The organism is Bradyrhizobium dasycarpum (assembly GCF_042019905.1).
Taxonomy (GTDB): domain Bacteria; phylum Pseudomonadota; class Alphaproteobacteria; order Rhizobiales; family Xanthobacteraceae; genus Bradyrhizobium; species Bradyrhizobium japonicum_B.
This window is the reverse complement of sequence record NZ_CP169574.1, coordinates 4,575,229-4,602,191: the sequence shown is the minus strand read 5'-3', so window position 1 is coordinate 4,602,191 and position 26,963 is coordinate 4,575,229. Positions and strand designations below refer to the sequence as shown.

The window sequence follows — 26,963 nt, the reverse complement described above, 5'->3', positions numbered from 1 at the left end:
GGAGAGGGTGAATGTCGTGTGCAGATCAACGGGCCGCCATCGTTACCGGTGCCGGCCGCGGCATCGGCGCCGCGATCGCTGAAAGGCTTGCTAGTGATGGTTTCGGTGTTGTGATCAACTATTTGGGCAGCGCCAACGAGGCCGACGCGCTTGCTGAAAAAATCGAGAGCGCCGGAGGTCGTGCAATCACGGCTAAGGCCGACGTAACTCAGCCGGGCGCAGTAGAAAGAATGTTCGAGATGGCCGATGTTGCCTTCGGCGGAGTCGACGTACTGGTGAACAATGCTGGCATCATGCGTCTGTCGACACTAGCAGAGACGGACGATACTATCTTTGAAAGTCTTGTCGCAGCGAATTTCAAGGGAACCTTCAATACTCTTCGTGAGGCGGCCCGGAGGGTGAGGAATGGCGGCCGGATCATCAGCGTTTCCTCCAGCCAAGTTGGTCTTTATCATCCAACTTATGCCGTGTACGCCGCTACCAAAGCTGCCGTGGAGACGATGACGCGCGTGCTTGCCAAAGAGCTTCGCGGCCGTGACATCAGAGTCAATGCCGTTGCTCCGGGGCCTACCGCGACCAAGCTATTTCTCAATGGAAAACCTCCGGGCCTAATCGATCAATTGGCCAAACTCGCGCCCTTGGAGCGACTCGGGCAACCGGCAGAGATAGCAGCCGTCGTCGCCTTTCTCGTCGGGCCTGATGGAAGTTGGATCAACGGGCAGGTCATACGTGCGAACGGCGGCATCGTTTGAGTGAAACCCGCGGGAAACGCCACCGGCGATGACGTCGCCCGATTGCGTTCGCTAAAGCGTTTGCCGAGCCGTCAATGCCAGGCGCGGCTCGTCCTTCACCTTTCGATTGATCTGCAATGAACAGCCGGTGGAAAAAGAAAAGCTCCCACAACAACATCGTTGAAGGTCAAATATTACCGTCTATTGGCTTCTGCTAAAGTCGGGCTACGCCAAGCCAACAGATTGGTTAGGGTGCTGGTATTCATCAGGCGGGGACCGTTCAACCCGAGCGGATGCGATCAGGACGCCCGGCCGGCTATACTCGATCATCACACGTGGGCGCAGTGATGAGCCGTGAGATCGTTGCCTCTCTAGAACTGGCGGACGAATGTGAAGCATTCCGCTTCGGACCGTATCGTCTGATTCCCTCAAAGCGGATTCTCCTTGCGGGACCAGCGCCCGTTGAGCTTGGAAGTCGTGCTTTCGACATTCTTACTTTGCTGTTGCGCCACCGAGGTGAGGTGGTCAGCCGGCGGCAGATACTTGAGCACGTGTGGCCTGGCCTTATGATCGATGAGGCGAATCTTCGTGTCCAAATGAGCGATCTTCGTCGCGCATTAGGTTCGGGAGAAGGCGCGCCCTACATAATGAATGTGCAAGGGCGAGGATATGTGTTCGTCGCGCCCGTGGAATTCGTAAGTCAATCGGAGGCGTCAGCAGCAACTAAGATCGCGCCACCGAAGGGGAGTCTGCCGAGCCGGCCCCATCACGTTGTAGGTCGCAATGACGCGCTCGTCGCTCTCTTTTCCCAGACGTTGGCCTGCCGGTTTGTAACCATTGTCGGGCCGGGCGGCATTGGGAAAACAACTCTGGCGGTTGAGCTAGGCTATCTGCTGGCAAACGAGTTCAAGAACGAGATCTGCTATGTAGATCTAGGTTCTCTAACGGCAGCCGACCTCGTGTTGCCAACTATTGCTGTTTCCTTGGGCTACACAGTGCATTCCGGTGACCTACTATCTGGGCTCGCCGCCTTTTTGGCAGAGCGGCGCATGCTGGTCATCATTGATTGCTGCGAACACGTCATTGACGTTGTGGCTGACGTTGCCGCGACGCTCTTTCAACATGTGAGGCAGCTGCATCTGATTGCGACAAGTCGGGAATCTTTGCGTGCAGACGGAGAAACGGTCTACTTCATCGAGCCGCTCAGCCTCCCCACCGAAAGCGAGCACCTGACCGCTGTCGAGGCGCTCTCTGCTGGCGCCGTCGAGCTCTTTATGAAGCGAGCGGCGACCAGCGGCTACGTGGGCGAATTGGACGATCATCACGCCAGCGCCGTGGCCGAAATCTGTCGGCGTCTCGACGGCAATCCTCTTGCACTTGAACTGGCAGGGAGCCGACTAGTCACGTATGGCTTTAAGGGCCTCTTGGAAGGACTTCGTGGACGGGGTGTTTTGAGCTGGCCCGGCCGCCGGCATGAAACCAGGCACCGCACTCTCGAAGCAACCCTTGACTGGAGCTTTCGACTGCTCTCGGACGTGGAACGCCGCGTTTTGACCCGACTATCCGTCCTGATCGGACCGTTTACGATTCAAGCCGCACAAGCACTGGCAAGCGACAGCGTGGACGACCATTGGGTGGTCGCACGCGCAGTTGAGGAACTCACGGACAAGTCTTTGATCAGGGTGCTGCAGTTAGACGATACAAACATGTATCGCATCCCGGATGTCACGCGATTCTATGCCGAAATGAAGCTGGCACAAAGTGGTGAACGTCAGGAAGTGATCAGGCGGCACGCTCGTTTCTGCGTCGATTGCCTGGCCGGACCGAATGCCGGAACGCGCCACGCCGGAGGGAAGAAAGGCCTGAAGTTCGGGCTGCATGTCGGCAACGTCCGGTCTGCGCTAGAATGGTGTTTCTCCAATATCGGGAATATTGAACTTGGCATCGATCTGGCCGCCTACGCTTCTCGCATGCTGTTGGACCTATCGATGTTAAAGGAGTGTCTCAGATGGTGCGAAATAGCGGTAGGGCATCTCAGTGACAACGAGGGAGCCTCGAAGAGAGCATTGAGGCTGCAGGAATCCCTGGCGCTCTGCTGTATGTATTCTATGGCAAACGACGAGCGCGTAGGTGACGCGATCAGTCGGGCATTGAAAATGGCCGTGGAGCTGCGTGATCGGGAATCCGAGCTACACTTGCTCGCTGGCTACAATCTTTTTCTGACCCGGCGCACGGACTACCGCGGGGCGCTACGGGCGGCGGAGCGATTTGCCCAGTTAGCCGACACATCCCAAGATCCTGTCGAGCTTTCCGCGTCGGACTGGATGCTAGGTTCGACTTATAACCTCATAGGTCATCAGCAGCTCGGAAAACAGCTACTTGAGCGAGGACTTGCTCGGGCAGAGCAACTTGAGATCGGCAAGGTCTACTATTTCGGTTTTGATAATAAAGCGAGGGGTGCGATCGGGCGCGTCTGGACGTCCTGGCTCTGTGGTATGCCAGATAAGGCGCGCGAGTTTGCGAAGCAAACGCTCGATGCGTCCGTCGCACAAGGCCATCCTGTTTCGCTCTGCATCACTTATCTCTACACGACCGTCGCTGTGCTGTGGTTGCGGGAGTTGGAATGGGCCGAGGGGCTGATCGAAACGGTGATCGAAGTCGCAAACAAACATCAGTTGAAGCCTTATAGAACGGGCGGCGTGGCGCTTAAAGGCGAGCTTTTGTTGGCGAGAGGCCGGACCGAAGCGGGCGTTTCCGTGATCAGGTCTGTGCTCGAGTCGCTTCGAGCCGAGCAACTGAACATTGTGCTTGTACCGACGCTACGAGCGTATGCCGAAGGTCTTGCTCGCATGGGTCACCAAGATGAGGCGGAGAAGGCCATTTGCGATCTTGTCCATAGTGCGGAAGCTGTCTCTCCCACGTACTTGCTGCCTGAACTACTGCGTACACAAGGCGACATCTTGGCCAACCGACCCGGCGCCAACGACGACGTTGAGGCGGTTTATCGAAAGGCGATCGCTCAAGCCCAAACGGACGGCGCGCTTGGCTGGCAATTGCGCGCCGCAAATTCACTTGCGCGCCACTGGCGGAAAACCGATCGCCTGGAGGAGGCGACCGAACTGCTAGTGCACACGTTATCCTTGTTCACGGAAGGCTTCAAAACGAGGGATCTCGTGGAGGCAAGGGAACTAATTCAATCATTCAACACGATTCGGAGTGGGATGCGTTCACTCTAGCTCCACATCATCGGCGATAGGATCGCAGCGGGTAAGTGTCCCCGCATCGAACATTGCTACATGACAGACTTGGCTTGGCGCCTTGATGCTGCCCTGGCTGCTGAAGTTGCGAGGCGGGCTTCTAATGAGTGCTCGACATGTCGTAGCCTAAGCAGAAGCGGATGATAGCAGCCGCATGCTTTGCCGGCGAGCTCCATTCTATCGAAGTGATTGCCGTTGCCTCTCTCTTGTCTTAGCACCAGCCGGGTGGTGCAGAGCGAGGACGAGTCGCCCTGCGGCAAGCTCCCGCAAGATTGGCCAGCACCTAACTGCAAGGTGGATTGTGCCTCGAGAGTCGGTGCGAGCCCGGAGAGTAGCTATTCGGCAATTGTCTCGAGCCATACTTGACGAACGCCGACACAAAGCCTGTTTGCCGGAGTCCTCAAGCAATCGAAGTCAACCCAGCAGCAGACTCCAACGGGGTATGTGACATACACCTGAAGCACATTCACCTGTAAGCTGACGTCGTTTCACTTCCGGAGGGCGCCAAATTGCACTATCCGCCGCAAACCGACGGTGACGCCGCAATGGGAAAGTGTTCGGGCCTCCCTTGGTAGTCAGACAAAGCGTCTTCAAGTGAGGTGATGTACCATGATTGGCTACCGCCCTGGCTCACGGCCGCACAACAGTTGCATTTGGCGTCGCTTTCAAAGGACTTGTGCACGATGCGAATTCGCCGCGATTTACAGCGCTGGCTTTTTGATGTTGGTCGCTTCGATCGTGATCGCATTGCCGTCTGCAATTGAGCTTGCCAGGTCCATTGGTCGGACTTTCGGGGAATGAAGCTGTGGACGTGCTCTGGGTCGAAATCGTCCCTGCGGAACTCTACTTAAAGAGTCTTGTTCAGCAACCGCGCTCGATTTGATCCGCGAAGCTGATGCAGATTGGTCAGAGATGCGCAGCCCCTATTTGCGAGGTCCAGAGAGAGCATGATGTCACTGCTCGCGCACAAAGACCATTCTCTAAAACGTCGGGCCGGACTGCATCGCGCCTAGAGTTGGACGTAACACGCCGCATGCCGCGAGATGCGCGTCTTCGTCGCTGGCTACGTCCATGAATATCGCTCATGTGCGACTGCTGACGATTTCACTTCCGCACGCGATTTGGTTGTGAGCTAATCGCGAACCGATGGAGACTGAACCCTGCAGAACTGAGGTATCTGAGATCTGAACGTGCGCATCGGCGCGCAAAGTTAAGTTCGTTCCCTATGAAGCGGGGAGCATGATCGTTCGCCGACCACTCCCATCGTGCGCCTGCTCTGCGAGCATCAAACGGATAAGGCCTACCTTACTCGTGAAGGAGGGTTCGTCGCGGCCGAGCGGGAATTGGAAGCAAATGTGCAGGCATGCCAACAGCAGATCAGGAGCGACAATGGCCACATTCACCACTAGAGATGGGACGCAGATCTACTACAATGATTGGGGCGCCGGCCAATCCATTGTGTTCAGCCATGGTTGGCCGCTGAGCGCCGATGCCTTCGAAGATCAGATGTTCTTCCTCGCGTCGCGCGGCTATCGCTGTATCGCCCATGACCGCCGCGGACACGGGAGGTCCAGCCAGCCCTGGCAGGGCAATGATCTCGATACCTATGCCGACGATCTTGCCGAGCTTGTTAGGCATTTGAAGCTCACCAGTGTGGTGCACGTCGGTCATTCGACAGGTGGCGGCGAAGTTGCGCGCTATATTGGTCGGCATGGCAATGAGCGCGTCGCTAAGGCGGTGCTGATAAGCGCCGTTCCGCCAGTTATGGTGAAAAGTGAGAAGAATCCGGGAGGAACACCGATTGATGTGTTCAATAAGCTGCGCATCGGGGTGCTGGCAGATCGATCGCAGCTCTGGAGAGATCTCAGCCTCCCGTTCTATGGCTACAACAACCCAGGCACCAAGGTCTCGGAGGGTGTGAGAGAGTCGTTCTGGTTACAGGGAATGATGGCTAGTCTGCCGGCTTCATATTTTTGCATAAAAGCGTTCTCCGAGACCGACCTCACCGAGGATTTGAAGAAGATCGAGGTCCCAACACTCCTACTGCACGGAGACGCCGATCAGATCGTGCCGATTGCGGATTCGGCTCGTCTTTCAGCGAAGATCGTCAAGAATGTTAGCTTGAAAGTCCACGAAGGCGCGCCACACGGCATGTGCACTACTCACAAGGAACAGGTCAACGCCGACTTGCTGGCATTTATCGAATCGTAAGCCCAGCGGTGAAGTTGGCGCCGTCGGTATTTCTCAGGAGATATTGTAATGCGGACCCTGCATCAACATGCCATGTCGCGACGTAGCTTCTGTCTCTGCTGCATGAGCGCGGCCACGTTTGCGGCCACAGGCGGATGGTTGACTCCCTCGCAAGCCTTTGCTGAAGCACGTAACATTGTGGATATGATCCGTGACGACGCAGCCAAATCATCGATCAAGGTACACAGGCTGCGCCACAATGTCAGCATCTTGGAAGGGTCGGGCGGCAACATCGCTGTCTTCACGGGGCCAGATGGAAAGGTTTTCGTCGATGGCGGCATCACTGCATCACGCCTGGGTATCCTGGCGGCGGCGAACGGCCTCAGCAGCGATCCAATTAGGTATCTGATCAATACTCACTGGCATTTCGACCACTCGGACGGCAATGCTTGGCTGAACGCGGAAGGAGCAGCCATTATTGCTCATGAGAACACTCAAAAGCATCTCTTGGTCGCGGAGCGGGTCGCCGATTGGAATTTCAACTTTACTCCGTCCCCGCTCGCTGCCATCCCAACAGAAGTATTTACGTCTGAAAAGTCTCTGACCCTGAACGGCTCCATACTTAAGCTGAAACATTATAGTCCCGCGCACACGGACAGCGACATATCCGTAACGATCACCGAAGCCGACATTCTCCATTGTGGAGATACGTACTGGAACGGTATCTATCCCTTCATCGACTACTCGACCGGCGGGAATATTGATGGGCTGATCAAGGCTGCCGAGGAAAACCTCGCAGCGGCAAGCGGCAAAACCATTGTAATTCCCGGCCATGGTCAGCCGGTCAGCAACAGAACTGAGCTACAGGCGTTTCGCGATATGCTCATCGCTATCCGCGAGAACGTTGCAAAGCTCAAGCAGCAGGGACGCTCCCTCGAGGAGACCACGGCAGCCAGGCCAACTGCTGCATTCGATGCCGATTGGGGTCGGTTCGTCATTACCCCCGCCTTCTTCACCCGACTGGTTTACGAGGGCGTCTGACGCTCCGCTTAACATGACGCGATGTGAGACATAGCTTCGAAAGGAACTGAAATGTCGACTTCGGGCAAATCACTGCATATCGATATCCCCGTGAAGCTGGCGCAGGTGAAAGCGGTGTTCAGTATTGGGGCGCTGGTGTTCGAAGGAGACCTGCCGGCTTCGATTTTCCACATGCAACTAATCGAAAACGACGCGTCAGATTGGAAGGCGAAAGCAGACATCGTCGCGATCTTTCACACCAACGCCGGCCATGCGACATTGCACGATGCCGCTTACAACGCTGACAGGAACATAGCGACTGGAAATCCATACAAGCAGCTCATCGCTGATTTGCAGAAACGCGGCGTGGGCATAGAACTGTGCGGCGCGACCGCGAAGGTCCACCACTGGGGAAATGCTGATCTTCTTGCTGGTATCCGAGTTAATACGGATGCAATGGCGAGGACAATCCAGCTCGTCCAAGAGGGCTTTGTCAAGATCAGCGAGTGAGGAGGCGGTGCGCTCGCAACGTCGACGGGCGGGATGGATTGACCAAGCGGCCGACACCTATGTGACACAAGGTGTCGGACCTATCGGTGGCACTTCATTTGAAGGAGGTGTGGATCCCGTGCAACAGCCGTCGGGCTTGCCTGGTCGTCGTTGCCGGCTGGCAACGAACGACCCGCCGCCCGCTCAGTATCTCCTTGCGTTTCGGCTGATCAGCACGCAAAGCCGCCGCGAGCCTCGAACACCATCAATGCCCTAATCCCCAAGATGACTCGAGCCAGCTCAGAAAGGCGATGGTTGTTCTAAAGTTGTGCGCTTGGCTCGGCGAAGGCTGTAGTGGCGGACTCCTGAACAAAGCCTAAGAGTATCGCAGCAGAGCCAAATGCAATGGTGGTTAGCACCAGGCATGCAATGACAAACGTTCGCATTTCAGCGGCTCCTGGGTTCCTTGGTACAACCTGCTACAATGGAGACGTCTCGCTATTCTCTTCTATCGGACGAAAGCCTCTGTTTCGATCTCGATGAAGGTTCGGCCAAGCGTGCCGACGGATTTATAGAAGGGCGCGGATGTTACATTCTCAAGGTCAACAAAGAAGCGGTTCAGCCATGAGCCAAGATGCTTGTTGAAAAACGTTCGATCTGCGCCAGCAGGCGCGGAAATGTCACCATCTATCAAAGCCGCCATGATCTCGCAAAGAATGCCGACATGATCCTCAGGTTCGATCCGCTCCGGTCCCTTCTCGATGCCGAGAATCCCAAGCGTTTCGCGAAGCCGTGCCAACGGGCGCCCATACAATGTGTTCGCTAAGTAATGCGATGCATAAGGCAGCAGCGCGCCATCGCTAACTCCAGCAAATAAAGAGGAATATTCGTCGGCAGTGCTTATCTCGCTTGCTCGCACAGCGGATTCCGCCAAAGCCGTATGTGCTTGACCAAGCGGACCGGTACCGCCGGGTAGACAAACAAGATCAGCTAAAAGCTGCGCGCACGGACTTTGGGTCAGCAAAGTTGCCAACAAGGCATACTCTCGGGCGCGAGCTATGTCGACGTCATCGACAGTGCGCTTCGGCGAGACGTCATGTACCATGCTCTTCAACTCCCCGACAGTGTGCGCCGCTTGGCCCAAACAATGTGTCTCAGGTAGGCAGCGCGCCGCCATGACGTGGCCGCTTCGCGGCACTATCCCCTGTCTGTCCCTGAGGTGTTTCTTTGGCGCCGACGAACGATGAGGTATCTGGGGTGCTCTCCAGAGAGAGTCTTAGAGCGTTTGTGCTTGCGCAGGAAGGATCGTCAACAGCTCCCGAGCCCTCAGAGGGAGCTTGCGACGGAGCTCCCCCAGACGCTATGTATGCAAGGACATCAACGCTGCTCTCCAGCGGCGCCATGGCTCCAAAGCCGGGAATTCCGTTCGGCTTGTTAAAATCCCATTGATTTTCGGCGATCCCGATGAAATCCCGAATTGCGGGATCGCTCGTCCAGGCCCGGCGCAGAGCTACTTGCGTCAGTTCCGGCGGTACTCCCGCTCGCAAAAATGCGGTGATGTCGCTGTCCGCAACTATCGAGTCAAGGGGCGGTAGGCTCGTCGTGTCGAAAGGCATTTCCGCGCGGTTCGGCACAACAGCCCGATCCGCTTCAGGCAACTCATCAGCGCCGTCTTCTGAAGATCTGGCAGTCTGTTTCAACCGTGCCCAGCGCAGCAACGAACTTTCCCGCTCACTCACCGGCATCTCCGTGGGTCCAATTGCGACTGATTGTGCTCTGTTGACTGCGCGCCCGTTTGACGAAAGGACGCTCGACATAATGCTCAGCGACGAACCGGCGGAGAATCTCAGCGACTTCCGATGGCATCGAAACGGCCTCGACAAGATTGCTGCCAGCATCCGTAAACGCCTCGCCTTCAGCCGGATCGACTGTAGCTGCCCGTAGTTCGTACGGCGGTTCGGAGGCGGTCGGGTGCATATTCACCCACACGCTCGGCCTGCCTGAAAGTAGATTGTCGCGATAATTGTTCGCTTCGGTGCGGTGCAATTCGATGATCGCCTCGCCTGCATAGAACAACGACTGGTCCTCGCCACCGCTGAGCCGGGTCCAGGCACTAGCCGCGGGCCTTCCTCCGAACACTAACACGGGGCGCCATAAGGTATCGGCCCAAGCGCTCCTTGCTTTGCGTCGCTCGACCACAACGCCAATCGGGATGTGTGCCAACGCGGTTGATATCATTTCTCACCCCCGCTCCGGTCCTCATCAATCAGGGACTGCTGAGTTGGATGGCGGAAGTAATCATCCGTCGTACGAACGGTAGGCGGGCCCGCACTGAACGGCTCGATCATCTCTTCAGCCAGGAATGCTACACGACAATCTCCGCACATTCTGATCGCGTCAAGCCTACGGGACGAGCCTGCGTACATCCAATGCTTGCCATCCAGCTTGGCGATTATACCGTCGATACTGCTTTTGACTCCGAACGCTTTGCTGCAGCGAATGCAGCAATACGGCTCTTCTTCTTTAAGGATCTGGGAAGGCGTCCTGGCGGTCTCGAAATTGATGCGCGGTACCAGTGTGATGACGTGCTCCGGGCAAGTGGCTTGGCACAAACCGCATTGTACGCAGGCATCCTCGACAAACCGCAATACAGGCCTTTCAGGATCGTCGCGCAAAGCACTCGTGGGGCAGGCGGAGACACAGGAGAGGCAGAGGGTGCAGCCTGTAGTATCGATTTCGACAGCGCCAACCGGGGACCCGGGAGGGAGCGGGATGATCCCGACCGGAGTGGGAGCCGAACGGTGCAACTCGCCAAGCGAAAAGCGGAGCACGTCCCGCTTCTTCCCGACTGCCCGAAAGCTCGCCGGCTGCGCTGACGGCGCGAGAGGCGGAATTGCGCGAAGAGTGTGTAGCAGGAGATCGGGATCATCCGTTTCAATGGTCGCGATCCGTTCCGGGCCGAAGCCAAGTCCAGCGAGGATTGAATCTGCAAGTATCATTGTTTGCGCCAATCCGGAGACGTCATGACGCGGTTTTGCCCGGAGCAGAAGCCGCAACGTCGATGCACCGTAGGCAAAGGCCGCCGCGATCGTCTCGAGACCAATTTGCGTTGTCTCGTTCACTGCGAACGGCAGCACGTTGGCCGGCAACCCATCACCGTAGCGCGATAGTGCCTCGACGAGCGGTGCTCCATGGGCCGCATCGTGCACGAGCAAGATGGCGCGCTCACCACCGGCTGCTCGGTAGGCCATCATCATCGCGCGCATTCGAGACACTAGCGCTTCCTCTGACGGAAGCGCGTAGGATACCGCGCCGGTGGGACAGGCAGCGGCGCATTGGCCACAGCCAGCACAAATGTTTGCGTCGATCTCTACGTGATCTCCGGAAGGCGTGATTGCCCCCGCCGGACATAGGTCGAGACATCGGGTGCAGCCAGTGCGCTGCGAACGGGAATGAGCGCATAGCTTGGGTTCGAAATTGACGTAGCGAGGCTTCTGGAAGGTTCCGGTAAGGTCGCGCGCCTTCATCACGGCTTGCAGAATCGATGCTGGGCTATCGGGATCATGGTGCAAGTAGCCATCGCGGAGACCGGACTCCCCAAACAACGGTCGCCCGCCTGTCAGATCAAGAATAATGTCGCAGGCTGAACGGGCGCTATTCCGAGATGGTCCGAATGTCAGAGTCCCGCGCGACCAGGGCGCGGCCTCCGCGAAATCGTCGACCGTTAGTTCGAACGCGCCGAAATGTCCGGTAGCACTCGTCACCTGGCCCTTTGCTATCGGAAAGACCGCACTGTACGGCGTAGTGATGGCGGCTGGTGACGAGATCAGTACCGTGACATCTAGGTGAGTTTTCAGCAGATTGCCGGCCTCGATCGCCTTCTCGTCGCAACCATAGATGAGAATGACGCCGCGACTTTCCAGTTCAACCCAAGTCGCCGCCGGCGCTGGCTCTGCCGCCGCAGCCAGCAATGCGGCCATCTTCGGGCCGGCCCGATGGGCTTCGCTGGACCACCCGGCAGTTTCCCGGATGTCCGCGAATTGTATGGGAGTCTTCCGGTCGACGTCCGCAGCGACGTCGGAGAATAGCGCTGCTTTCAGTGTGCAGCCGACCGTCAGCGGGCCGTCTTCGGAAGCGATTTGTCTGAAACGATCGATATCGGCGCCGCACAGCTGATTGGCCGCTGTCATGGGCTGAGGGCAGCCGCGGCGGATAACATCAACATCAAGCGGCATCGTGTGTTCACACGAACAAATCAGAACTTGCCTGGTGGGATCAAGTCGATTGCCTCCAGCGAGAGCAGCATCGCGAGTCGGTAATGGTGGTTTGAGCGTGTGATCCATCGCATCACTCGGCTGGTGTCGCGGCAGAATGCTGCTCTTCCTTGAGGCGTTCGGTTAACCAGCGATCATGATGCTCGCGCGCCCAATTGAGATCGACCTTCCCGGTACCCATGGCTTCAAATGCGCCCTCCATCCCTACCGTGCCGATATAGATGTGGGCCAGAATGAGAGCCACAAACAACATTGCGATGGCTGCGTGGACCACGTGGGCGATTTGCATATCGGCAATAGTGGTGCCGTAAAAGGGAAACAAGAGTACAACTCCGGACGCCGAAATAAGGAGGCCAGCGGCAACCGACAACCAGTAGACCATCTTTTCACCGGGATTGAATCGTCCGGCCGGTGCATGCTTGGACCTAATGAATCCACCACCCTGCCTGATCCATTCGACGTCGACCCGCTGCGGCAGATTGTGCCGAAAAAAGATCACCGCGATTAGGACCACGCCCGTCATGAAAGCGAAACTGACAAAGTTATGGAGGTATTTCGCAATTTGGGAGATCTCGGAAAACGTCTCAGGACCGACTATTGGCAGCAGTAGGGTCTTGCCGAAGGTGATGTTCAAGCCGGTCAAAGCAAGGACCACGAAGGAGGCCGCCGTCAACCAGTGCGAGAAACGCTCGAATGCGATGAAACGTATGATTTTCTGGCCTGAGCGCCCTGCTGAAATCCGAAGTGGTCCGATTACCAGGTAAGCTACGATCAACAGTGCCAGCGTTCCGAGGAGCATGATGGCGCCGCCCCAATGCAAAAGGACTTCATGGAAATAGTCCCAGGTTCGTCCTGCTGGCTGAATGAGGACGCTCGCCTTGACGTCCGGAATGTCGATGCGGCCCTCGACACGGGGCGCCTGCTCGAGCAGCGTGCGCTGGTTCACGACGCTGGCGTCGGGGTTTGGAGCACCGTCTGGACCGAACTTTTGTGCGAAGCTGGGCGCTCCACCGACGCCAAGCACCAATAGCGCCAAGATCAATAAGCTATTGCGGACGTGAACAAACATGATGCAAACCTGTGCCGATCGTCCTATTGAGACTTACGTAACGGCAGCCAATTTCGCTGCCTGCTCAGGGTTTGGCGTCCTCGTGATAGGCGGTCTCCCAGCCCCATGCTCCTGACCCGTATCCGCGGGTGCGGACCCGTTCTCCATATAGTTGTGCGATAATGTCTCCATCTCCAGCCAGTAGAGATTTTGTCGAGCACATCTCGGCGCACAGTGGCAATTTGCCTTCGGCAAAACGGTTCGACCCGTACTTTGCGTATTCCGCGGCGCTGCCGGGCTCCTCCAGCTCCCCCGCCACCGGCACAATAAGTGCATTTGTCCATCTTTCCGCGCGTTCCGAAATTTCCGACTTGCGGGTACTGCGGCGCGCCAAACGGACAGGCATAAAAGCAATAGCCACAGCCGATGCACAGATCCTTGTTGTGGAGAACGATGCCATCTTCAGTCGGGTAGATGCATTGGACTGGGCACACCGCCGCGCAGGGCGGGTCGGTGCAATGCATGCACGCCATCGAGACGGACCGCTCGCCGGGCTTACCATCATTGATGGTGACAACGCGGCGACGATTGATTCCCCAGGGCACTTCATTCTCGTTCTTGCAAGCTGTAACGCAGGCATTGCAGTCGATGCATCGTTCCGCGTCACACAGGAATTTCATTCGTGACATCGCGCGTTCCTTTCAAGCAGCCTTGATCTGACAGAGCGTAGCCTTCGGCTCCTGCATACCGGTAGCGGGGTCATAGCCATAGGTCGTCAGCGTGTTCACGCTCTCGCCCAGCACGATTGGGTCGCTACCGCTCGGATACTTTGCTCTTAGATCGGCGCCTTCCAACCAGCCTGCGAAATGATACGGCATCCAAGCAACGCCCTTGCCGACCCGTTCGGTCACGAGCGCTTTCATTTTGGCCCGCGAGCCGCTTTCCGGGCCGGTTACCCACACCCAGCCGCCGTCTTTGATGCCGCGTTCGGCCGCATCTGCGGTGTTTATTTCAACGAACATGTGCTGCTTCAATTCGGCAAGCCATTTGTTGGAGCGGGTTTCCTCGCCGCCTCCTTCGTATTCGACCAGCCGGCCCGAACTAAGAATTAGCGGAAACTGCATCGAGATGCCGCCATCGACGGCCGCTCTCTGTACGGAGAAGCCAATATTTGGCACGCGAAACTGCTTGGCGTCGGGCAATGTCGGATAGTCGGCGACGAGGTCCGGCCGAGGAGTGTAGATCGGTTCGCGGTGCACAGGAATTGGATCGGGAAGGTTCCAGGCAATCATGCGAGCCTTGGCGTTGCCGTAGGGCGAGCACCCGTGTTCAATAGCCACCCGCTGAATGCCACCAGAGAGGTCCGTCGACCATGACACCGCATCCGGTCTGGTGGCATTGACGCGCAGTATCGCTTGCAGTTCTTGCGGCTTGAGATCCTTGTCCCAGCCAAGCTTCTTCAACACGCCCAGCGTGAACTCCGGATAGCCATCCTTGATCTCCGAACCAGCGGAGTAGGAGCCCTCGGCAAGAAGGTTGTCGTGGTCCTCGCGCTCGACCTCTTGCCCATTCTCCAGCACCTTGCGCTTGACGATTCGCTCCACCCCGAATCTGGCTCGGAAGGTGCCACCACCCTCTTTGACGGGAAGATTGGTGTTGTAGAGGATGGGCGTTCCCGGATGCTTGAATTCCGGCGTCCCCCAACACGGCCACGGGAGACCGTAATAATCGCCTCCGACCTCAGGATCATCCTTCGGTGCTCGCATCGTGACCAAATCGAACTTGGCCTGATTCTTCATATGAGCTTTGAGCCGCTCCGGAGATTGGCCGCAATAGCCGGTCGACCAGCCGCCCCGGTTGATCTCGCGAAGGATATCCTCGGCCGACACAGATCCCTTGTCGACTTTGATGTTCTTGAACATCCGGTCAGCAAAGCCAAACTTGACGGCTAACATATACATGATGTCGTAATCGTTCTTTGACTCAAAAACCGGATCGACGATCTTCTCACCCCACTGCAATGAGCGATTCGACGCCGTCCGTGAGCCCTCCATCTCGAAGCTGGTGCACGTCGGCAGGAGATAGATGCCGTTCTTGCGCTTGGATAGCACTGACCAGGCGGTCGGATACGGATCGCATACCACCAAAAGGTCCAGCTTCTCGATCCCGCGTATCGCCTCCGGCATCCGGGTGATCGTGTTGACGCCATGGCCCATGATGAACATGGCTTGGACCGGGTTCGGTTGATCGACCTGATCTTTGGGCAACAAGGTGGCGTCGAACCAGCGCGTGCTTGGAATTCCAGGCGTTTCCATCAACGTCTTGCTTGGAAAACGAGATGACATCCATTCATAGTCGACATCCCACACCCGGCACCAATGCTGCCAAGCCTCATCAGAGAGCCCGTAGTAGAGCGGGAGCGATGTGACATCGAGGCCGAGATCCGTCGCGCCCTGCACGTTGGTATGACCGCGGAAGATGTTCGCACCGGCGCCCGGCTGACCGACATTCCCGGTGGCGAGCAGCAGAAGACAGCTTGCGCGCACGTTGGCGGTGCCGGTCGTGAACTGTGTCTGCCCCATCGCCCAGATCAAGGTTGCAGGCTTCTGCTTGGCAAACAGCTCGGCGATATGCTTGACTTGCCCCTCGGGAAGGCCGGTGACACGTTCAACCTCTTTCGGCGGCCACTTCTTCGCTTCCTGACGGATTTCGTCGACGCCGTGTACACGCTGGGCAAGAAATTCCGAGTCCTCCCAACCGTTCTGGAAGATGTGCCACAGCATGCCGTAGATTGTGGGGATGTGGGTGCCGGGCCGGACCCTTACATATTCAGTCGCATGAGCGGCTGTCCGCGTCATGCGGGGGTCTATTACGATCATGTTGGCGCGGTTGAGCTCCTTCCCCTCCAATATATGCTGCAGAGAGACGGGATGAGCCTCGGCGGGATTGCCGCCCATGACCAAAATAGTCTTTGAGTTGCGGATGTCGTTGTAACTGTTTGTCATCGCGCCATAGCCCCAGGTATTGGCTACGCCCGTGACGGTGGTAGAGTGACAGATGCGCGCCTGATGGTCCGAATTGTTCGTTCCCCAGAACGCCGCCAGCTTGCGGTTGAGATAAGCGGCTTCGTTGGTGAATTTGGCCGACCCAAGCCAGTAGACCGAATCGGGTCCCGACCGCTTTCGGATGTCGAGTAACTTGTCCCCAATTTCGCTGATTGCCGTTTGCCAGGAGATGCGGGTCCACTGACCATCCACGAGCTTGACAGGATAGCGCAAGCGGCGCTGGCTCAAGACATCATCGCGGACTGCGGCTCCCTTGCAGCAATGAGAGCCGCGGTTGATCGGGCTATCGTAATCAGGCTCTTGTCCGATCCAGACCCCGTTCGAGACCTTTGCGATCACCGAGCATCCAACGGAGCAGTGCGTGCAGATATTCTTGCGGGTCGTAGCAGGCGCGCCCGGTGCCGGAGGCGTGCCTGCCTGTGCCTTGCGGATATTCGTTAGCGGTAGCGTGCCAAGCGTGGCCAATGCTCCGACGGCTACACCTGCGCCTCTTAGAAAAGCTCGACGCTCCAACTCTGAGCGGGACAGTGACGTCTCACCGTGTTCAAGCTGTTTGCCAGAACGTCCTTCTGCTGCTTTCATCAACACAAGAGCGGCCCCTCATCGAGCAGGATAGCTGTTAACACGATAGAAGTTGCGAACCTCTGGGGAATTCGCTCGATAGCGAGCCCTGCGTTTGTCTTTGAGATTCAGGGACCTTGCTGATGCGGGTGCCGGCACCTGCGATCCGATCATTACTGAGCTAACTCCGACGATGCCGAAGCGAAGCAGATCGCGTCTGAGTAAGGTCTTCCCAGTTTTCTCATTCATTACTGTCGCTCCGTGCTCGCTGGGAGATGATAGCTGACGTGCCAGTCGACCTCACCCGGGATAAGCTGCTTTCGGCGGTGTTCTTTCGTAAATGCACGGAAACCTCGACTCTAACGGTTTGCTAGAAGCCATTGTGCTCGTCGCAACCCGGCACTCTGCTCGAGCGACAGCGCAGTGATCGACCTTAAACCGGCGACATGCGATCCGGGGTACGTCCAGAAGACACTATTCAGGTACTACTAGAGCCTTCGTCTTCCGCAGCCCATCCATCACCTCTTTCGGCAGGTTAAGATGCGCATCAACGAGCTCTGGAGGGGTCGATGCCATCCAAGTGTCCAAAGAAACATCAACGAAGTAGCGGCTCTTGAATGTTTCAAGAAAGCGAAATGGACCGGATCCTGTATTCTCGAGATAGTGACCCATTGCGGCCGGAACGTAACCGACGTCGCCCGCCGTAAGATCGAAGGTGCGGGCCTGCCCCTGGCCGGCGAATACGCCCATGCGCGCCTGACCTTCGATGACGTAGAGCCATTCGTCGCCATTAGGATGCCAGTGGAGCTCCCGCATTGCACCTGGATTCACTTCTATGAGTGCCGCGGCGGTCGTAGTGTTGATCGGAAAAAGGCGAGAATCGTTGACGCGTACCGTGCCACCCTTCGTTCGGGTGGGCTCCTGCGCCATCAGTCGCCATGTATAGCTTTTCTCTACCGGGCTTGCGCCGCGGATGCTCTCGGAGCTTAGTGGGCCCGGCAAAGGTGCCGGAAAAATATAGCGGTCACTTTCCTCAGGGGTGTGACCGAACACCGAAGCTGACACTCCGAAATTCTTACCAAGTACTTCGTTCGGTATATGCTTGAACCAGTCATTGATCATGAACGTGTTGTCTTCATCGAAATCGCCGTCATCGAATACCAAAAGAAACTCGCAGCCGTCCGGTCCGAGTCCTTGGATCGAGTGCGGCGTCCCGGAAGGAAAAACCAAAGATCACCAACACCGACGTCATCGACAAAATAGCGGCCGTCGGGATCGACTGCGGTGATCCGGGCAGTTCCATTGAGCATGTAGGCCCACTCGGAAGCTTTATGCCAATGCAGCTCGCGCACCCCGCCGGCATTCAAGCGCATGTTAACACCTGCAAGTGCGGTTGCGATGCCCAGCTCACGCCGCGTCACTTGGCGTGTCCAGCCACCGGTCTCCAGGCGCATATGAGCATCGGAGAATGAGAAGCGCAGGTTGGGCAGGGAGCCGTGATCCGTCGAAGGTGGCACAAGGATGTCAGGGTTCTGCTGATCCCGCGCCAGATTGCGCGGCCCAGGATCCGATCCGCCTCGACCCGGTCGTTGTGGCTGTGGGATCGCCCCGCCAGACTGCGCCTGTGCGAGCGCAGTTGTTGTTAGCAGGCTGCCGGCAGCGGTCGCGGCAAGCATTTGACGACGCGAGAGTGGGTCCATGAGCGGTGTTTCCAGTGGTGCGACATGAGCAACATCATCGTCGTGGACTTGGGTCCGGCATCGATGATCACGCTATCCGTGCAACCGTTCGCAAAGCGCGGAAATAGCGACCGTCAAGATGGTGTGTGGTTTCGAACTCGAGCGGAAGTGAAACCATTTCAGTCGCGAGATGCGCTTGCTGCATCCGCGCGCAGCCTCATACCAAAGGGTAATCGGCGGCCGATACGTCACACAGTGGAGTAGGCCCAACGGTACCCTAGCCCGCGGCCCGCGCGGTCACGAACTGCTCGAACCGCGCGGGCCAACGATCATGCATCCCGCGCTGCTTGCAATAAGGTCGGCAGCGGCGATTGCTGCTGCGCCAAAATCGCTGCCGCGTCTGGTCCGTCAGCCACTTCCTTGGAAAACCGGCTGATATCGCGTACGATCTCGTCTGGGGCGTTGGTCATGCGGAACTCTTCAGACATCAGCAAGGCGCCTCGGCGATACCTATCGGTATCGAGAACAGCGCGCACGGCTGCGCGCAGGGCCTCAGGTGCCGGCGTGTTTGTCTTGAGATCAATCCCGACCTCGGACCACCCCACGCGCATATTCACATCGGCCTTGTCTTCAGTCAGCCCGGCGCACACCAATGGAATGCCAAAGCTCATGGCCTGGTTGACGCTGCCATAGCCGCCGTTCGTGACGAAAACGTCCGTCCTGGGCAGGATCCACTCGAATGGTAGATAGCTGGCCAGGCGCGCATTGGCTGGGATCGGACCGGGGATAGCCTCCACTGGCCGTCCACCAGCCGTGACAACAACGAGGAGGTCTGGCTCGTCGGCCAGCGCAGCTAGGGTCGGCACGATCAGGAGGTTGAAATCGTGATTCGCGACCGTTCCTTGAGTGACGAGCACCACCTTGCGCTTACCGTCCAAGTCTGCCGCCCATGGCGGAAGCGGTGCCTGGTTTGGTATGATGGGCAGAGTGCCAATGAACTTGACGGAACTCGGTAGCGTCCGAGGTAATTCAAAACTTGGCACCGTTAGCTGCCAGTAGACGTCGGCGAGCCTCACCATCGCTTCAAATGGCGGACTTGCAAGCGAACCCAGGCCCAGACGTTCCAGACATCCATTCAAGCGGTGCGCAAGCGGTTGATGGACGATCCTGTCGTGTTCCTGAATGATTGCGGCATGTTGGGTCGGGCTGGCTGCGGGTGGCAAGCCGAGAAAGTCGGGCGCTCCGTCCTCGCGCGGCCAATGCAGTATGGAGGTGCCAAAGCACAGGACGGGCGGTCGAGTTGATCGAGGCTTAAGGAGCGTCGGCAACAGCCCGAGGAAGCAGTCGTCCCCAACGACAACGTCGGCCGGGACATCCCTTAGCACCTGCTCTAATGCTCGGTGCTGCGCAGGAATGTGGTCGACGAACAATCGTTCGAGAATGACGCGAAGCAGCTCCAACCCAGGAGGCAGCGTCTTGAATTCAGGATATTTCGAAAACGGATCGACAACGTCTTGATCTGCGCTGGCAGGAATCGGGCGGAACGTCGCTCCGATCGCCTCGACACGCTCTTGAAACGCGCGTCCAGTGAATGCAAGCACTTCGTGGCCCTCGGCCAAGAGAATTCGCGCGAGCCCAAGCATCGGATTGACATGCCCCGGCGCTGGCGTTGTGGCGATGACGATTTTCATTGATCCTGCTTCTCCCGCCGCCCAAGAGGAGCGGCTACTCGGGTATGACTGCAGCCGACCGACTGCAATGAGAGATTTCATCCGCCCCATTGCAGTACGGTGTCGGATCGCGGCGATCGCGCTACGTTCGTCATCATCATGCATGTTCACGTAGCGATCCGGAAATTTGTCCTACACACGATGGAGCATCGTTACAGGCTGTGCTCGTCATGCCTGGATCGTTGCAGGACTGCGCGAGCCGCGACTGATGGCCATGCTGCCCGCGAGCATTCGCCTTGGATCTAAAATGCACAAGCTCCCGATATTCGTGATCTGGAGACCCAACTGAACTGCAGTTCTTGAATAAGGAAGCTGCAGGAAGGTCACTCGGTCTCAAAAGGAGGTGGATCTACATTGAGAGCAATTATTTCGATCGGTCTGCGAGAAGCAGAGTTCTGGAGCATGGGAAACAGAAATGGCGCGTTTGATAGAATTTAGAAGTGTGGCACGTCTTGCAAACGGCAATGCGGATGTAATCGTTCGTGCAGGACTCGACATCTCACCGGCGGAGGTCGAAAGCGCTTTGCTCACGCATCCAATGGTGAAGGATGCGGCCGCGTTTGGTGCGCCGGATCCGGTGTTAGGGCAGCGTGTGGCAGCGGTTGTCGAGCTCGAACACGAAGGTGACGATGCCATAATCGATGAGATACTGGCGGCGGCCAGGGGGCGTCTGCCTGAACACAAACTTCCCGACTTACTGACCGCCGTTGACGCTGTGCCCCGCGACCCTTTCGGGAACATCGATCGTAAAGCCCTGGCAAGGGCTATTCTCGGAATACCGAGTCAGAGGAAGTGCGATTGACGAACGGGGCTGGAGCGGCACAAGACAATGTTCAAGTGACCGGGGCTCCATCATGTCCGAGTATCGATTTCTGCTGCACACAGATCAACACGAACTTTTGGCAAGTGCCTCCGTTGTGGTTCGAGAGTTGGAATACCGGCGAAGACTGTGGTGCCAGCCCCACCCTGCTCGGAGCGAATGATCGGCTTCTTCACTCGAGTAGGAAGGGCTCTAACGCTGTTATCCAGCACAGCGGGTGCAAGGATCGATGCGATCGATCGTCGATACTTATCGATGGTGCATCCGAAGCCGTCGGGTTGAATTCCATCGCCTCGTTCAAGCGCCCTGCCGATTCCGAAGATCGCGAGTGCAAAGGGCGCCGAACTCCCTAAATACCGCTAGTGACTCCCATCTTCGCTTCGTAGCAGCTCGGTTCCAAATTGGGCGGCTTTCCACGGTAGAATGCATGAACGTTGTCAGACTGACCGGAGCTGCCATAGTTCGGTGCTTGGTACCTTCTGACAAATGCGATGCTGGCGTCAGGATGCTACTCGTTGTCTCTGAGAGATTTGACGCACGATCAGCACTGTCAAGAGGGCGGCCGCACCGAAGAGCGCTGCGAGCCGGCCGAGGTACACAACGGCTCCGTCAGCGACAACCATCGCCCCAACTGCTGCTCCTGTAGCGCTGCCCAAATAGATCGCCGATGAGTTTAGTGACAGACTGACGGATGCCAACGTCGGCGCGAGAGCCACTAGCCTAGCTTGTTGTGCGGTCATCGTCGCCCAGCTGGTCGCCCCCCAAACAAGCACGGCGGGCAGAAGTACGAAGATGGCTTTACTCGACGGGAGCCCAGGAGCGAGCGAGAGTACGGCGTAGGCGAACAGTGTCAGGCTGCATCCAATCAAAACTGTAAAGCCTGCCCCCCACCTGTCAGTGCTGGCGCCGCCAAGCCATGCCCCAATCGCACTGGCAACTCCGAATGCCAAGAATACCGTGATAAGGCCGGCAGCGCCAATACCCGCGACCGCTACCAGAAAGACGCTAAGATAGGTGTACATCGTAAAGGTGCTCGCCACCGTCAAGACGCTCGTCACTAACACCGCCAGCATATCGGGACGCTTGGCGAGCGCGAAGCGTTCAGCGAGCGTCGAGATGATGCCCGGCTGCTGGCGCGGCATTCGGGTTAAGATCCCGACCAGGGAAACGACTGCCAGCCCGGCAACGCTTGCGAAGGTGGCGCGCCACCCAAACCTTGCTCCGATCAGCACGCCCAGCGGGACGCCAGCGATGATTGCCAGGGTGAGTCCATTTGTGACGACAGAGAGCGCGCGTCCCCGTCGCTCGCTGCCTCCAACGGCAGCGGCATATCCGCTGGCGGCAGGCATGAAGCCAGCTGCTGAGAATGCCAGTAGTAGGCGAGCCAACAGTAGTCCGGTGTAGTTCGGTGTCACTGCGGCGAACACATTGGCCAGGCCAAAACATAGCATCGCAGCGACGAGAAGGCTTCGTCGCTCGATCGAGGCGGTCAGCACTGCAATGACCGGAGCGCCCAGTGCGTAAGCGCACGAGAACACCGTGACGAGATGTCCTGCAGCCGGGAGACCGACGTTCAAGTCCCGTGCGAGATCGGGCAGCAAGCCCGCGATCATGAAGCCCTCAGTGCCGATGGAAAAGGCGCCGAGCGTTAGCCAAAGAAGTTTACTGTGAGACACTTAGATGTCCCTTGAAGGGATTTTGTTGAGAGGCTGCCGAAAGCCGAAGAGATTGAGATGAAGCGTCCTGGAGCCGCAGGTCGTGGCCAAACATATTGTTCGCGGGCAGCGGCTCCGCAATCTTTTCACTCATTCTTTTGAGGCGAAGCGGCCCGCCCCCGCCCAGTACGAACCTGAAGCGCCTAGCTCGGCCAAGGCGCACCATGAATCCGCGTACACGCGTTTGGCTTGCGAAATGAAGGCTCGTGATACTCGATGTAATCGAAATTTACCGTTCCAAACGTCGTCTGAGGCTTCTTCAGTGCCGAGCACGTCTGAACCTTCACAAACTCGTTCTTGAAATCGCCGCGCGGCAAAGCGGTTATGACTTTTTCGCGTTGCTCTGGGGTGTACTCGTCGTATCCAATCCCGACGACGTCCACCAAGACCCCGGCATTGGTGAGAGCGATTTCTGGTCGCATGAATTGCGGGATACCTGGAGTGGTGTGCAAAGCGATAGCTTCCCAGACCAGATTTACTTGTGGGTCAGGTATGCCATGGCTCCTAAGGAAATCACGAGCCGCGTCTGCACCATCGACTTCAAATCGATTCGTCTGAGTATGATACGGGTCGACTAGTCCAAGGTCGTGAAAGAGGGCCGCAACGTAGAGCAGTTCGGCGTCAAACTTCACTTTCTGGCGCACTCCTTTCATTGCCCCAAACACAAACACTCGCACCGAGTGATTGAACAACATTTCACCCTCGTGCTGCTTCACCAGTTCGGCGGCCTCGCGTGCGATCTTGCTATCGGGGATCTTGATCCCGGAAATCTCGTCGGCCATGCCGCACACCTCTTAGCTTTTCGTTGGTACATGGATCACTTGCCCGGAAGCCGTCCGTCTGATCAGGCCGGAGCTCTCCCGTCGATGTAGATAGACTGTCTCCGACTGCTTTGAAGGTCCGACTCGTGTGAAGATCTTGCAAGTGGATATTCGATTTGATGCATTTGGAATGAGGTGGCTGAAGCTAACGTGCTTGCTATCCGCCGCCGGTTGCCTGAAAGGCAGTCTAGACGCGCCGCCATTTGCGGCGGTCCTTATCCCGTACGAATCTTTTACGATGTGCTATCCAGCATCACAAACGCGCTCCGTTGATCGCTGAAGAATTTCGTGTAACCATTGATGGGAAGGGTCTTCCTCAAGACGTTCATGCCAGAGCAGCCGAACTTCGAGCGAATTTGTCGCGTAGGGTAACTCGTGGATTGCAACTGCATACGTCCGCTCGAAGACGGTCGCCAGCGGACGGGGCACGATCGCTGCGAGATCGCTGCCTTCGATCAGGGCCGGCAACGCGAGAAAATGTGGCAGAGTAATCGCCATTCGCGGCAGCTGGTCGCTCCCGCCGAACATCTTCTCAAGCGCTGCACGATCGTACATTTCGGATCGCCGAGCCAAGCCGCGCTCGGAAATAAATCCTTCAACTGCGCCGTCTTGCTCTCCGCCAAACGAGACCACAACGAGTGACAGCTGTTCGAGTGTGGTTTTATCGATGTGTCCGAGCTTGTTGCTTCCGCCAATAATCAGAACGTCGTCGTATTTGAACAGCGGCGCGGTCCGAAAACGGCTCGGGGGAGAAGAGAACACGCCTATTGCGACATCTATGCGACCGAGATCGAGTTGCTCGGCGAGGTCAATTCGCGTCACCGGCTTGATCACAAGATCAATCGAGGGCGCCTCACGATGAAGCAGCTTCACGAGAGGAGGGCCCAGCACGTGAGTGGTGAAGTCGTTGGCGGCGAGAGTGAACAGCTTAGTTGATACGGCTGGATTGAACGTGGGTAACTCGATAGCCGCCTCAAGGGTGCGTAGTGCCTCGCGCACCTGAGATGCCATAGCCAGTGCGCGGGAAGTTGGCTGCATTCCGGTAGCCGTTCTCACAAATAGGTCATCGTCCAGCATTTCTCGCAGTCTTGCCAATGAATGGCTTACGGCGGATTGGCTCAGCGCGAGCTTCTGACTTGCACGCAGAACGCTTCGTTCCTGCATGACAGCATCGAATACCTTCAAAAGGTTCAGGTCCAAAGTATTAAACGATAGCGCCACGGCTGCATTTCCTGGCATGGGCGAGGCATCCGCGTTGCCCTGAGCGGATTTAGTTAATCCCAACTGCACCCAAACACAATCGAACCCATAGTCGGCGCTCACCTCCGTGAGCTAGGTTCAGCTTAGAATAGGACGCGGCCGTCGTGCACGAGTCTCGTGAGCTGCGAGACCACGGGCCCAGACCACGCTTTTCAAACCTTTTTGGCATCGGCGAGCCCAATCATAAAATCAGGAAGTAGGATGACCCCTCGGAGCTGTGGCCGACGCTTTGAGTCTCGATTTCGCCCGGCCCCGGCCAAAGCGTACTTATGGTACTGCTTCCTCGCACTCCAGCTCCGTTGCGTTGTTGCGTGGCCGCGAAGGGAGCTGCTCTATTCGCGCGAATCCACCCGAAGCACAATTTTACCTCTTGGGTGCGAAATGTGGCCATCGAGCATCATGTGCGCCTTCCACGCATCTGAGAGCGGAAGCACCGTGCCCACTTCCGGCTTTAAGTCACCGCGGTCGATGAACTCGGCAATTCGGTTCAACCTCTCAGTCGTTACGCCCACGAGAAAGAATTCCGCGGCCACATTACGATCCGCAGCCAATCGTTGGTTTGGCTGAGATACTGTGGAGATCAGTTTTCCGCCTTCGCGGATGACCTCGAAGGAACGTACTTGCGTTTCCCCGCCGACGAGGTCAACGACTGCATCGATTTCCCGGACTTCGTCTTCGAAGCGCTGCCTTCGATAGTCAATGACCTGAGCCGCACCAAGACCGCGGAGGTATTCGGTATCGCCGCTTGCCGCTGTTGCGATGACACGGATTTCCGCTCGGTGAGCCAACTGCACCGCGTAGCTGCCGACGCTTCCCGCGGCTCCATGAATAAGCACCGTCTGGCCAGATTCCAATCGCGCATAATCGAAAAGAGCCTGCCAAGCAGTCACCGCAACGACGGGGACCGATGCTGCTTGAATCGGCGAAAGCGACGTCGGCCGTTTAGCTAACATCGAAGCGGATGCGACCGCGTACTCAGCATAAGCACCTAGAAACTGCGTGTTGGTTACGCCGAACACCTCGTCACCGACGGCCAGGTTGACGGGCCCTGAGCCCAGCTCAAGCACTTCTCCAGCTAGGTCAGACCCCAACGTCAGCGGGAGAGGTTGGGGCAAAGCACTGCGACCGGATCGTATCCATGAGTCCCAAGGCCCTACACCTGCTGCATGCACCTTCAAGAGTACATCACCGGAGCCAGGATTCGGTCGGGGAACGGTTTCGAAAGTCATATTTTCCGGCGAGCCGAAGGCGTGCACGCGCCACGCTTTCATCTCCATCGGCGGCGTACGACGCGTGGCGCTGTTATCTACCATTTGTAACTCCAATTCTTGTAAGTCGGTCATCTTCCAATCGGATGCGGCGCGCCGGCTGAAGGCACTAATGGGGGCATCTAGTAGGACGTTATCCACCAGGCGGCCAGTCGGTAAGAGGAAAGCATGTCCTACCAGTCGGCAGAAAGCGCATGAAGTGAAACGGCTGCAACTGCAAAGTTCATTTCGTTCACGCCGGCTTGCAACCTCGAGCCGTATCCTGGGTATAGCAATCCCCAAGACCTTGCTTGATACCGTTCGTGCAAGGCCGGTCAGGCCAAGCGCTGCCGCCCGTCTATGCCGAGTCCGCCTCGTGAGCTGAAATGAGGGGCCGGATCACAGTCGCGCTCAGATGATGGATCCAGAAGGTCCGTCGCAGCAATACGATTGAGATCGTTCAGTTGGTCCTCTGCAGGCGCGGCGAAGTTGAGGCTGGCCACAAGTCGCAACAAATTGTCATAGGCGCGATCGGCAATCGATATTGGAACCGGTTCTTCATCGAAGGCCTCGATGTAGCGTGCTGTCGGCAGGCTTAGCAGCGTATACAAGGCTTTGTGGTTCGGCTCATCAACAGCGAGTGTTGTCAGCTTCTGGCGGAAGAGCTGAAATGTTTGCAATCCGTGGTGCTGTCCCGAAAGCCAATGATATAGGTCATTCATCCGACGCTTCTCCGGCTTATGTGGAAGAAGCCGCCAGTGTCTAAAGCACGCATGCGTGAAAGTTAAATGGCAATTGCGCAGCCACGCCATGAACAGAGATCAGGTCACGAAGTCGGAAGATCCGGTCTGATGGGCGAGCGCGACGCAGTACGGGTCTCAGCAGCTATCTAACCTGCGTCTGGCTCATTCTACTGCTGAGAGACTTTCACTTCCATAGACGCACATACCGGCTAATGAAGAACCTGAAGTCTTCTTTTGGTCGGGTTCGGGGAACGCAAGCCCAGAACTACAATGATGTGACTGTAGCCCCAAACGGGTGAGCCTTCGTTCGTAT

Annotated in this window: 18 protein-coding genes and 2 pseudogenes; 6 read left to right on the top strand and 14 right to left on the bottom strand. The window is 57.3% G+C overall.

Going from position 1 to position 26,963, the window contains the following annotated elements:
- Positions 1 to 11 precede the first annotated feature (11 nt).
- From ACETMP_RS22015 to ACETMP_RS21995, 5 genes are all read left to right on the top strand, one after another.
- Positions 12 to 752, top strand: a complete 741-nt coding sequence (locus ACETMP_RS22015; RefSeq protein ID WP_375157841.1) for an SDR family oxidoreductase — start codon at positions 12 to 14, stop codon at positions 750 to 752.
- A gap of 326 nt (positions 753 to 1,078) precedes the next feature.
- A complete protein-coding gene (locus ACETMP_RS22010) occupies positions 1,079 to 3,967 on the top strand; it encodes a winged helix-turn-helix domain-containing protein (protein ID WP_375157840.1) in 2,889 nt (962 codons plus the stop codon).
- A 1,410-nt stretch (positions 3,968 to 5,377) separates the two neighbouring features.
- Complete coding sequence (locus ACETMP_RS22005; protein WP_375157839.1) at positions 5,378 to 6,199, top strand: alpha/beta fold hydrolase; 822 nt, start codon at positions 5,378 to 5,380, stop codon at positions 6,197 to 6,199.
- A gap of 48 nt (positions 6,200 to 6,247) precedes the next feature.
- Complete coding sequence (locus ACETMP_RS22000) at positions 6,248 to 7,219, top strand: MBL fold metallo-hydrolase (protein WP_375157838.1); 972 nt, start codon at positions 6,248 to 6,250, stop codon at positions 7,217 to 7,219.
- 51 nt (positions 7,220 to 7,270) lie between these two features.
- Positions 7,271 to 7,708: a DsrE family protein gene (locus ACETMP_RS21995; protein WP_375157837.1), complete on the top strand. Its 438-nt coding sequence runs from the start codon at positions 7,271 to 7,273 to the stop codon at positions 7,706 to 7,708.
- Between the two features lie 487 nt (positions 7,709 to 8,195).
- Here the strand turns inward: ACETMP_RS21995 and ACETMP_RS21990 are convergent, their stop codons facing one another.
- The 9 genes and pseudogenes from ACETMP_RS21990 to ACETMP_RS21950 form a co-directional block, all read right to left on the bottom strand.
- On the bottom strand, positions 8,196 to 8,792 hold the full coding sequence (locus ACETMP_RS21990; RefSeq protein WP_375157836.1) for a molecular chaperone: 597 nt from the start codon (positions 8,790 to 8,792) through the stop codon (positions 8,196 to 8,198).
- Between the two features lie 49 nt (positions 8,793 to 8,841).
- On the bottom strand, positions 8,842 to 9,426 hold the full coding sequence (locus tag ACETMP_RS21985) for a DUF3306 domain-containing protein (protein ID WP_375157835.1): 585 nt from the start codon (positions 9,424 to 9,426) through the stop codon (positions 8,842 to 8,844).
- Positions 9,419 to 9,925 (bottom strand): DUF3305 domain-containing protein, encoded by a 507-nt coding sequence (locus tag ACETMP_RS21980; protein ID WP_375157834.1) that lies wholly within the window; start codon positions 9,923 to 9,925, stop codon positions 9,419 to 9,421. The genes ACETMP_RS21985 and ACETMP_RS21980 overlap by 8 nt, the downstream gene beginning before the upstream one ends.
- Entirely contained in the window at positions 9,922 to 11,922 is a 2,001-nt protein-coding gene (locus tag ACETMP_RS21975) for a 4Fe-4S binding protein (RefSeq protein ID WP_375157833.1), read from the bottom strand. Before ACETMP_RS21975 ends, ACETMP_RS21980 begins: the two co-directional genes overlap by 4 nt.
- Before the next feature lie 112 nt (positions 11,923 to 12,034).
- On the bottom strand, positions 12,035 to 13,030 hold the full coding sequence (locus ACETMP_RS21970; RefSeq protein ID WP_375157832.1) for a formate dehydrogenase subunit gamma: 996 nt from the start codon (positions 13,028 to 13,030) through the stop codon (positions 12,035 to 12,037).
- 64 nt (positions 13,031 to 13,094) lie between these two features.
- Positions 13,095 to 13,698 (bottom strand): annotated as a pseudogene (fdh3B, locus tag ACETMP_RS21965) (formate dehydrogenase FDH3 subunit beta).
- Positions 13,699 to 13,710: 12 nt separating this feature from the next.
- Positions 13,711 to 16,662 carry a formate dehydrogenase subunit alpha gene (locus tag ACETMP_RS21960; protein WP_375157831.1) on the bottom strand — a complete coding sequence of 984 codons (2,952 nt, stop codon included), beginning with the start codon at positions 16,660 to 16,662 and terminating at the stop codon, positions 13,711 to 13,713.
- A 447-nt stretch (positions 16,663 to 17,109) separates the two neighbouring features.
- Positions 17,110 to 18,335 (bottom strand): annotated as a pseudogene (locus ACETMP_RS21955) (cupin domain-containing protein).
- 308 nt (positions 18,336 to 18,643) lie between these two features.
- Positions 18,644 to 20,005: a glycosyltransferase gene (locus ACETMP_RS21950; RefSeq protein WP_375157830.1), complete on the bottom strand. Its 1,362-nt coding sequence runs from the start codon at positions 20,003 to 20,005 to the stop codon at positions 18,644 to 18,646.
- A 454-nt stretch (positions 20,006 to 20,459) separates the two neighbouring features.
- On the opposite strand from ACETMP_RS21950, the gene ACETMP_RS21945 reads away from it, so the two are divergent.
- Positions 20,460 to 20,846, top strand: coding sequence for a hypothetical protein (locus tag ACETMP_RS21945; protein ID WP_375157829.1), 387 nt, complete (start codon positions 20,460 to 20,462; stop codon positions 20,844 to 20,846).
- Between the two features lie 518 nt (positions 20,847 to 21,364).
- Here ACETMP_RS21945 and ACETMP_RS21940 read toward each other — a convergent pair.
- From ACETMP_RS21940 to ACETMP_RS21920, 5 genes are all read right to left on the bottom strand, one after another.
- Complete coding sequence (locus ACETMP_RS21940) at positions 21,365 to 22,540, bottom strand: MFS transporter (protein ID WP_375157828.1); 1,176 nt, start codon at positions 22,538 to 22,540, stop codon at positions 21,365 to 21,367.
- Between the two features lie 182 nt (positions 22,541 to 22,722).
- Positions 22,723 to 23,361, bottom strand: a complete 639-nt coding sequence (locus tag ACETMP_RS21935; protein ID WP_375157827.1) for an HD domain-containing protein — start codon at positions 23,359 to 23,361, stop codon at positions 22,723 to 22,725.
- Between the two features lie 282 nt (positions 23,362 to 23,643).
- Positions 23,644 to 24,723: a LysR family transcriptional regulator gene (locus ACETMP_RS21930; RefSeq protein ID WP_375157826.1), complete on the bottom strand. Its 1,080-nt coding sequence runs from the start codon at positions 24,721 to 24,723 to the stop codon at positions 23,644 to 23,646.
- A gap of 269 nt (positions 24,724 to 24,992) precedes the next feature.
- Positions 24,993 to 25,931 carry an NADP-dependent oxidoreductase gene (locus ACETMP_RS21925; protein ID WP_375161960.1) on the bottom strand — a complete coding sequence of 313 codons (939 nt, stop codon included), beginning with the start codon at positions 25,929 to 25,931 and terminating at the stop codon, positions 24,993 to 24,995.
- Positions 25,932 to 26,242: 311 nt separating this feature from the next.
- A complete protein-coding gene (locus tag ACETMP_RS21920; protein WP_375157825.1) occupies positions 26,243 to 26,629 on the bottom strand; it encodes a hypothetical protein in 387 nt (128 codons plus the stop codon).
- Between the last annotated feature and the right edge of the window lie 334 nt (positions 26,630 to 26,963).

Bases quoted from the DNA above. Each gene is read 5' to 3' on its own strand.
- ACETMP_RS22015 (WP_375157841.1), top strand. From the start codon at position 12: ATGTCGTGTGCAGATCAACGGGCCGCCATCGTTACCGGTGCCGGCCGC.
- ACETMP_RS22010 (WP_375157840.1), top strand. From the start codon at position 1,079: ATGAGCCGTGAGATCGTTGCCTCTCTAGAACTGGCGGACGAATGTGAA.
- ACETMP_RS22005 (WP_375157839.1), top strand. From the start codon at position 5,378: ATGGCCACATTCACCACTAGAGATGGGACGCAGATCTACTACAATGAT.
- ACETMP_RS22000 (WP_375157838.1), top strand. From the start codon at position 6,248: ATGCGGACCCTGCATCAACATGCCATGTCGCGACGTAGCTTCTGTCTC.
- ACETMP_RS21995 (WP_375157837.1), top strand. From the start codon at position 7,271: ATGTCGACTTCGGGCAAATCACTGCATATCGATATCCCCGTGAAGCTG.
- ACETMP_RS21990 (WP_375157836.1), bottom strand. From the start codon at position 8,792: ATGGTACATGACGTCTCGCCGAAGCGCACTGTCGATGACGTCGACATA.
- ACETMP_RS21980 (WP_375157834.1), bottom strand. From the start codon at position 9,925: ATGATATCAACCGCGTTGGCACACATCCCGATTGGCGTTGTGGTCGAG.
- ACETMP_RS21975 (WP_375157833.1), bottom strand. From the start codon at position 11,922: ATGCCGCTTGATGTTGATGTTATCCGCCGCGGCTGCCCTCAGCCCATG.
- ACETMP_RS21970 (WP_375157832.1), bottom strand. From the start codon at position 13,030: ATGTTTGTTCACGTCCGCAATAGCTTATTGATCTTGGCGCTATTGGTG.
- ACETMP_RS21950 (WP_375157830.1), bottom strand. From the start codon at position 20,005: ATGAAAATCGTCATCGCCACAACGCCAGCGCCGGGGCATGTCAATCCG.
- ACETMP_RS21945 (WP_375157829.1), top strand. From the start codon at position 20,460: ATGGCGCGTTTGATAGAATTTAGAAGTGTGGCACGTCTTGCAAACGGC.
- ACETMP_RS21935 (WP_375157827.1), bottom strand. From the start codon at position 23,361: ATGGCCGACGAGATTTCCGGGATCAAGATCCCCGATAGCAAGATCGCA.
- ACETMP_RS21925 (WP_375161960.1), bottom strand. From the start codon at position 25,931: ATGAAAGCGTGGCGCGTGCACGCCTTCGGCTCGCCGGAAAATATGACT.
- ACETMP_RS21920 (WP_375157825.1), bottom strand. From the start codon at position 26,629: ATGAATGACCTATATCATTGGCTTTCGGGACAGCACCACGGATTGCAA.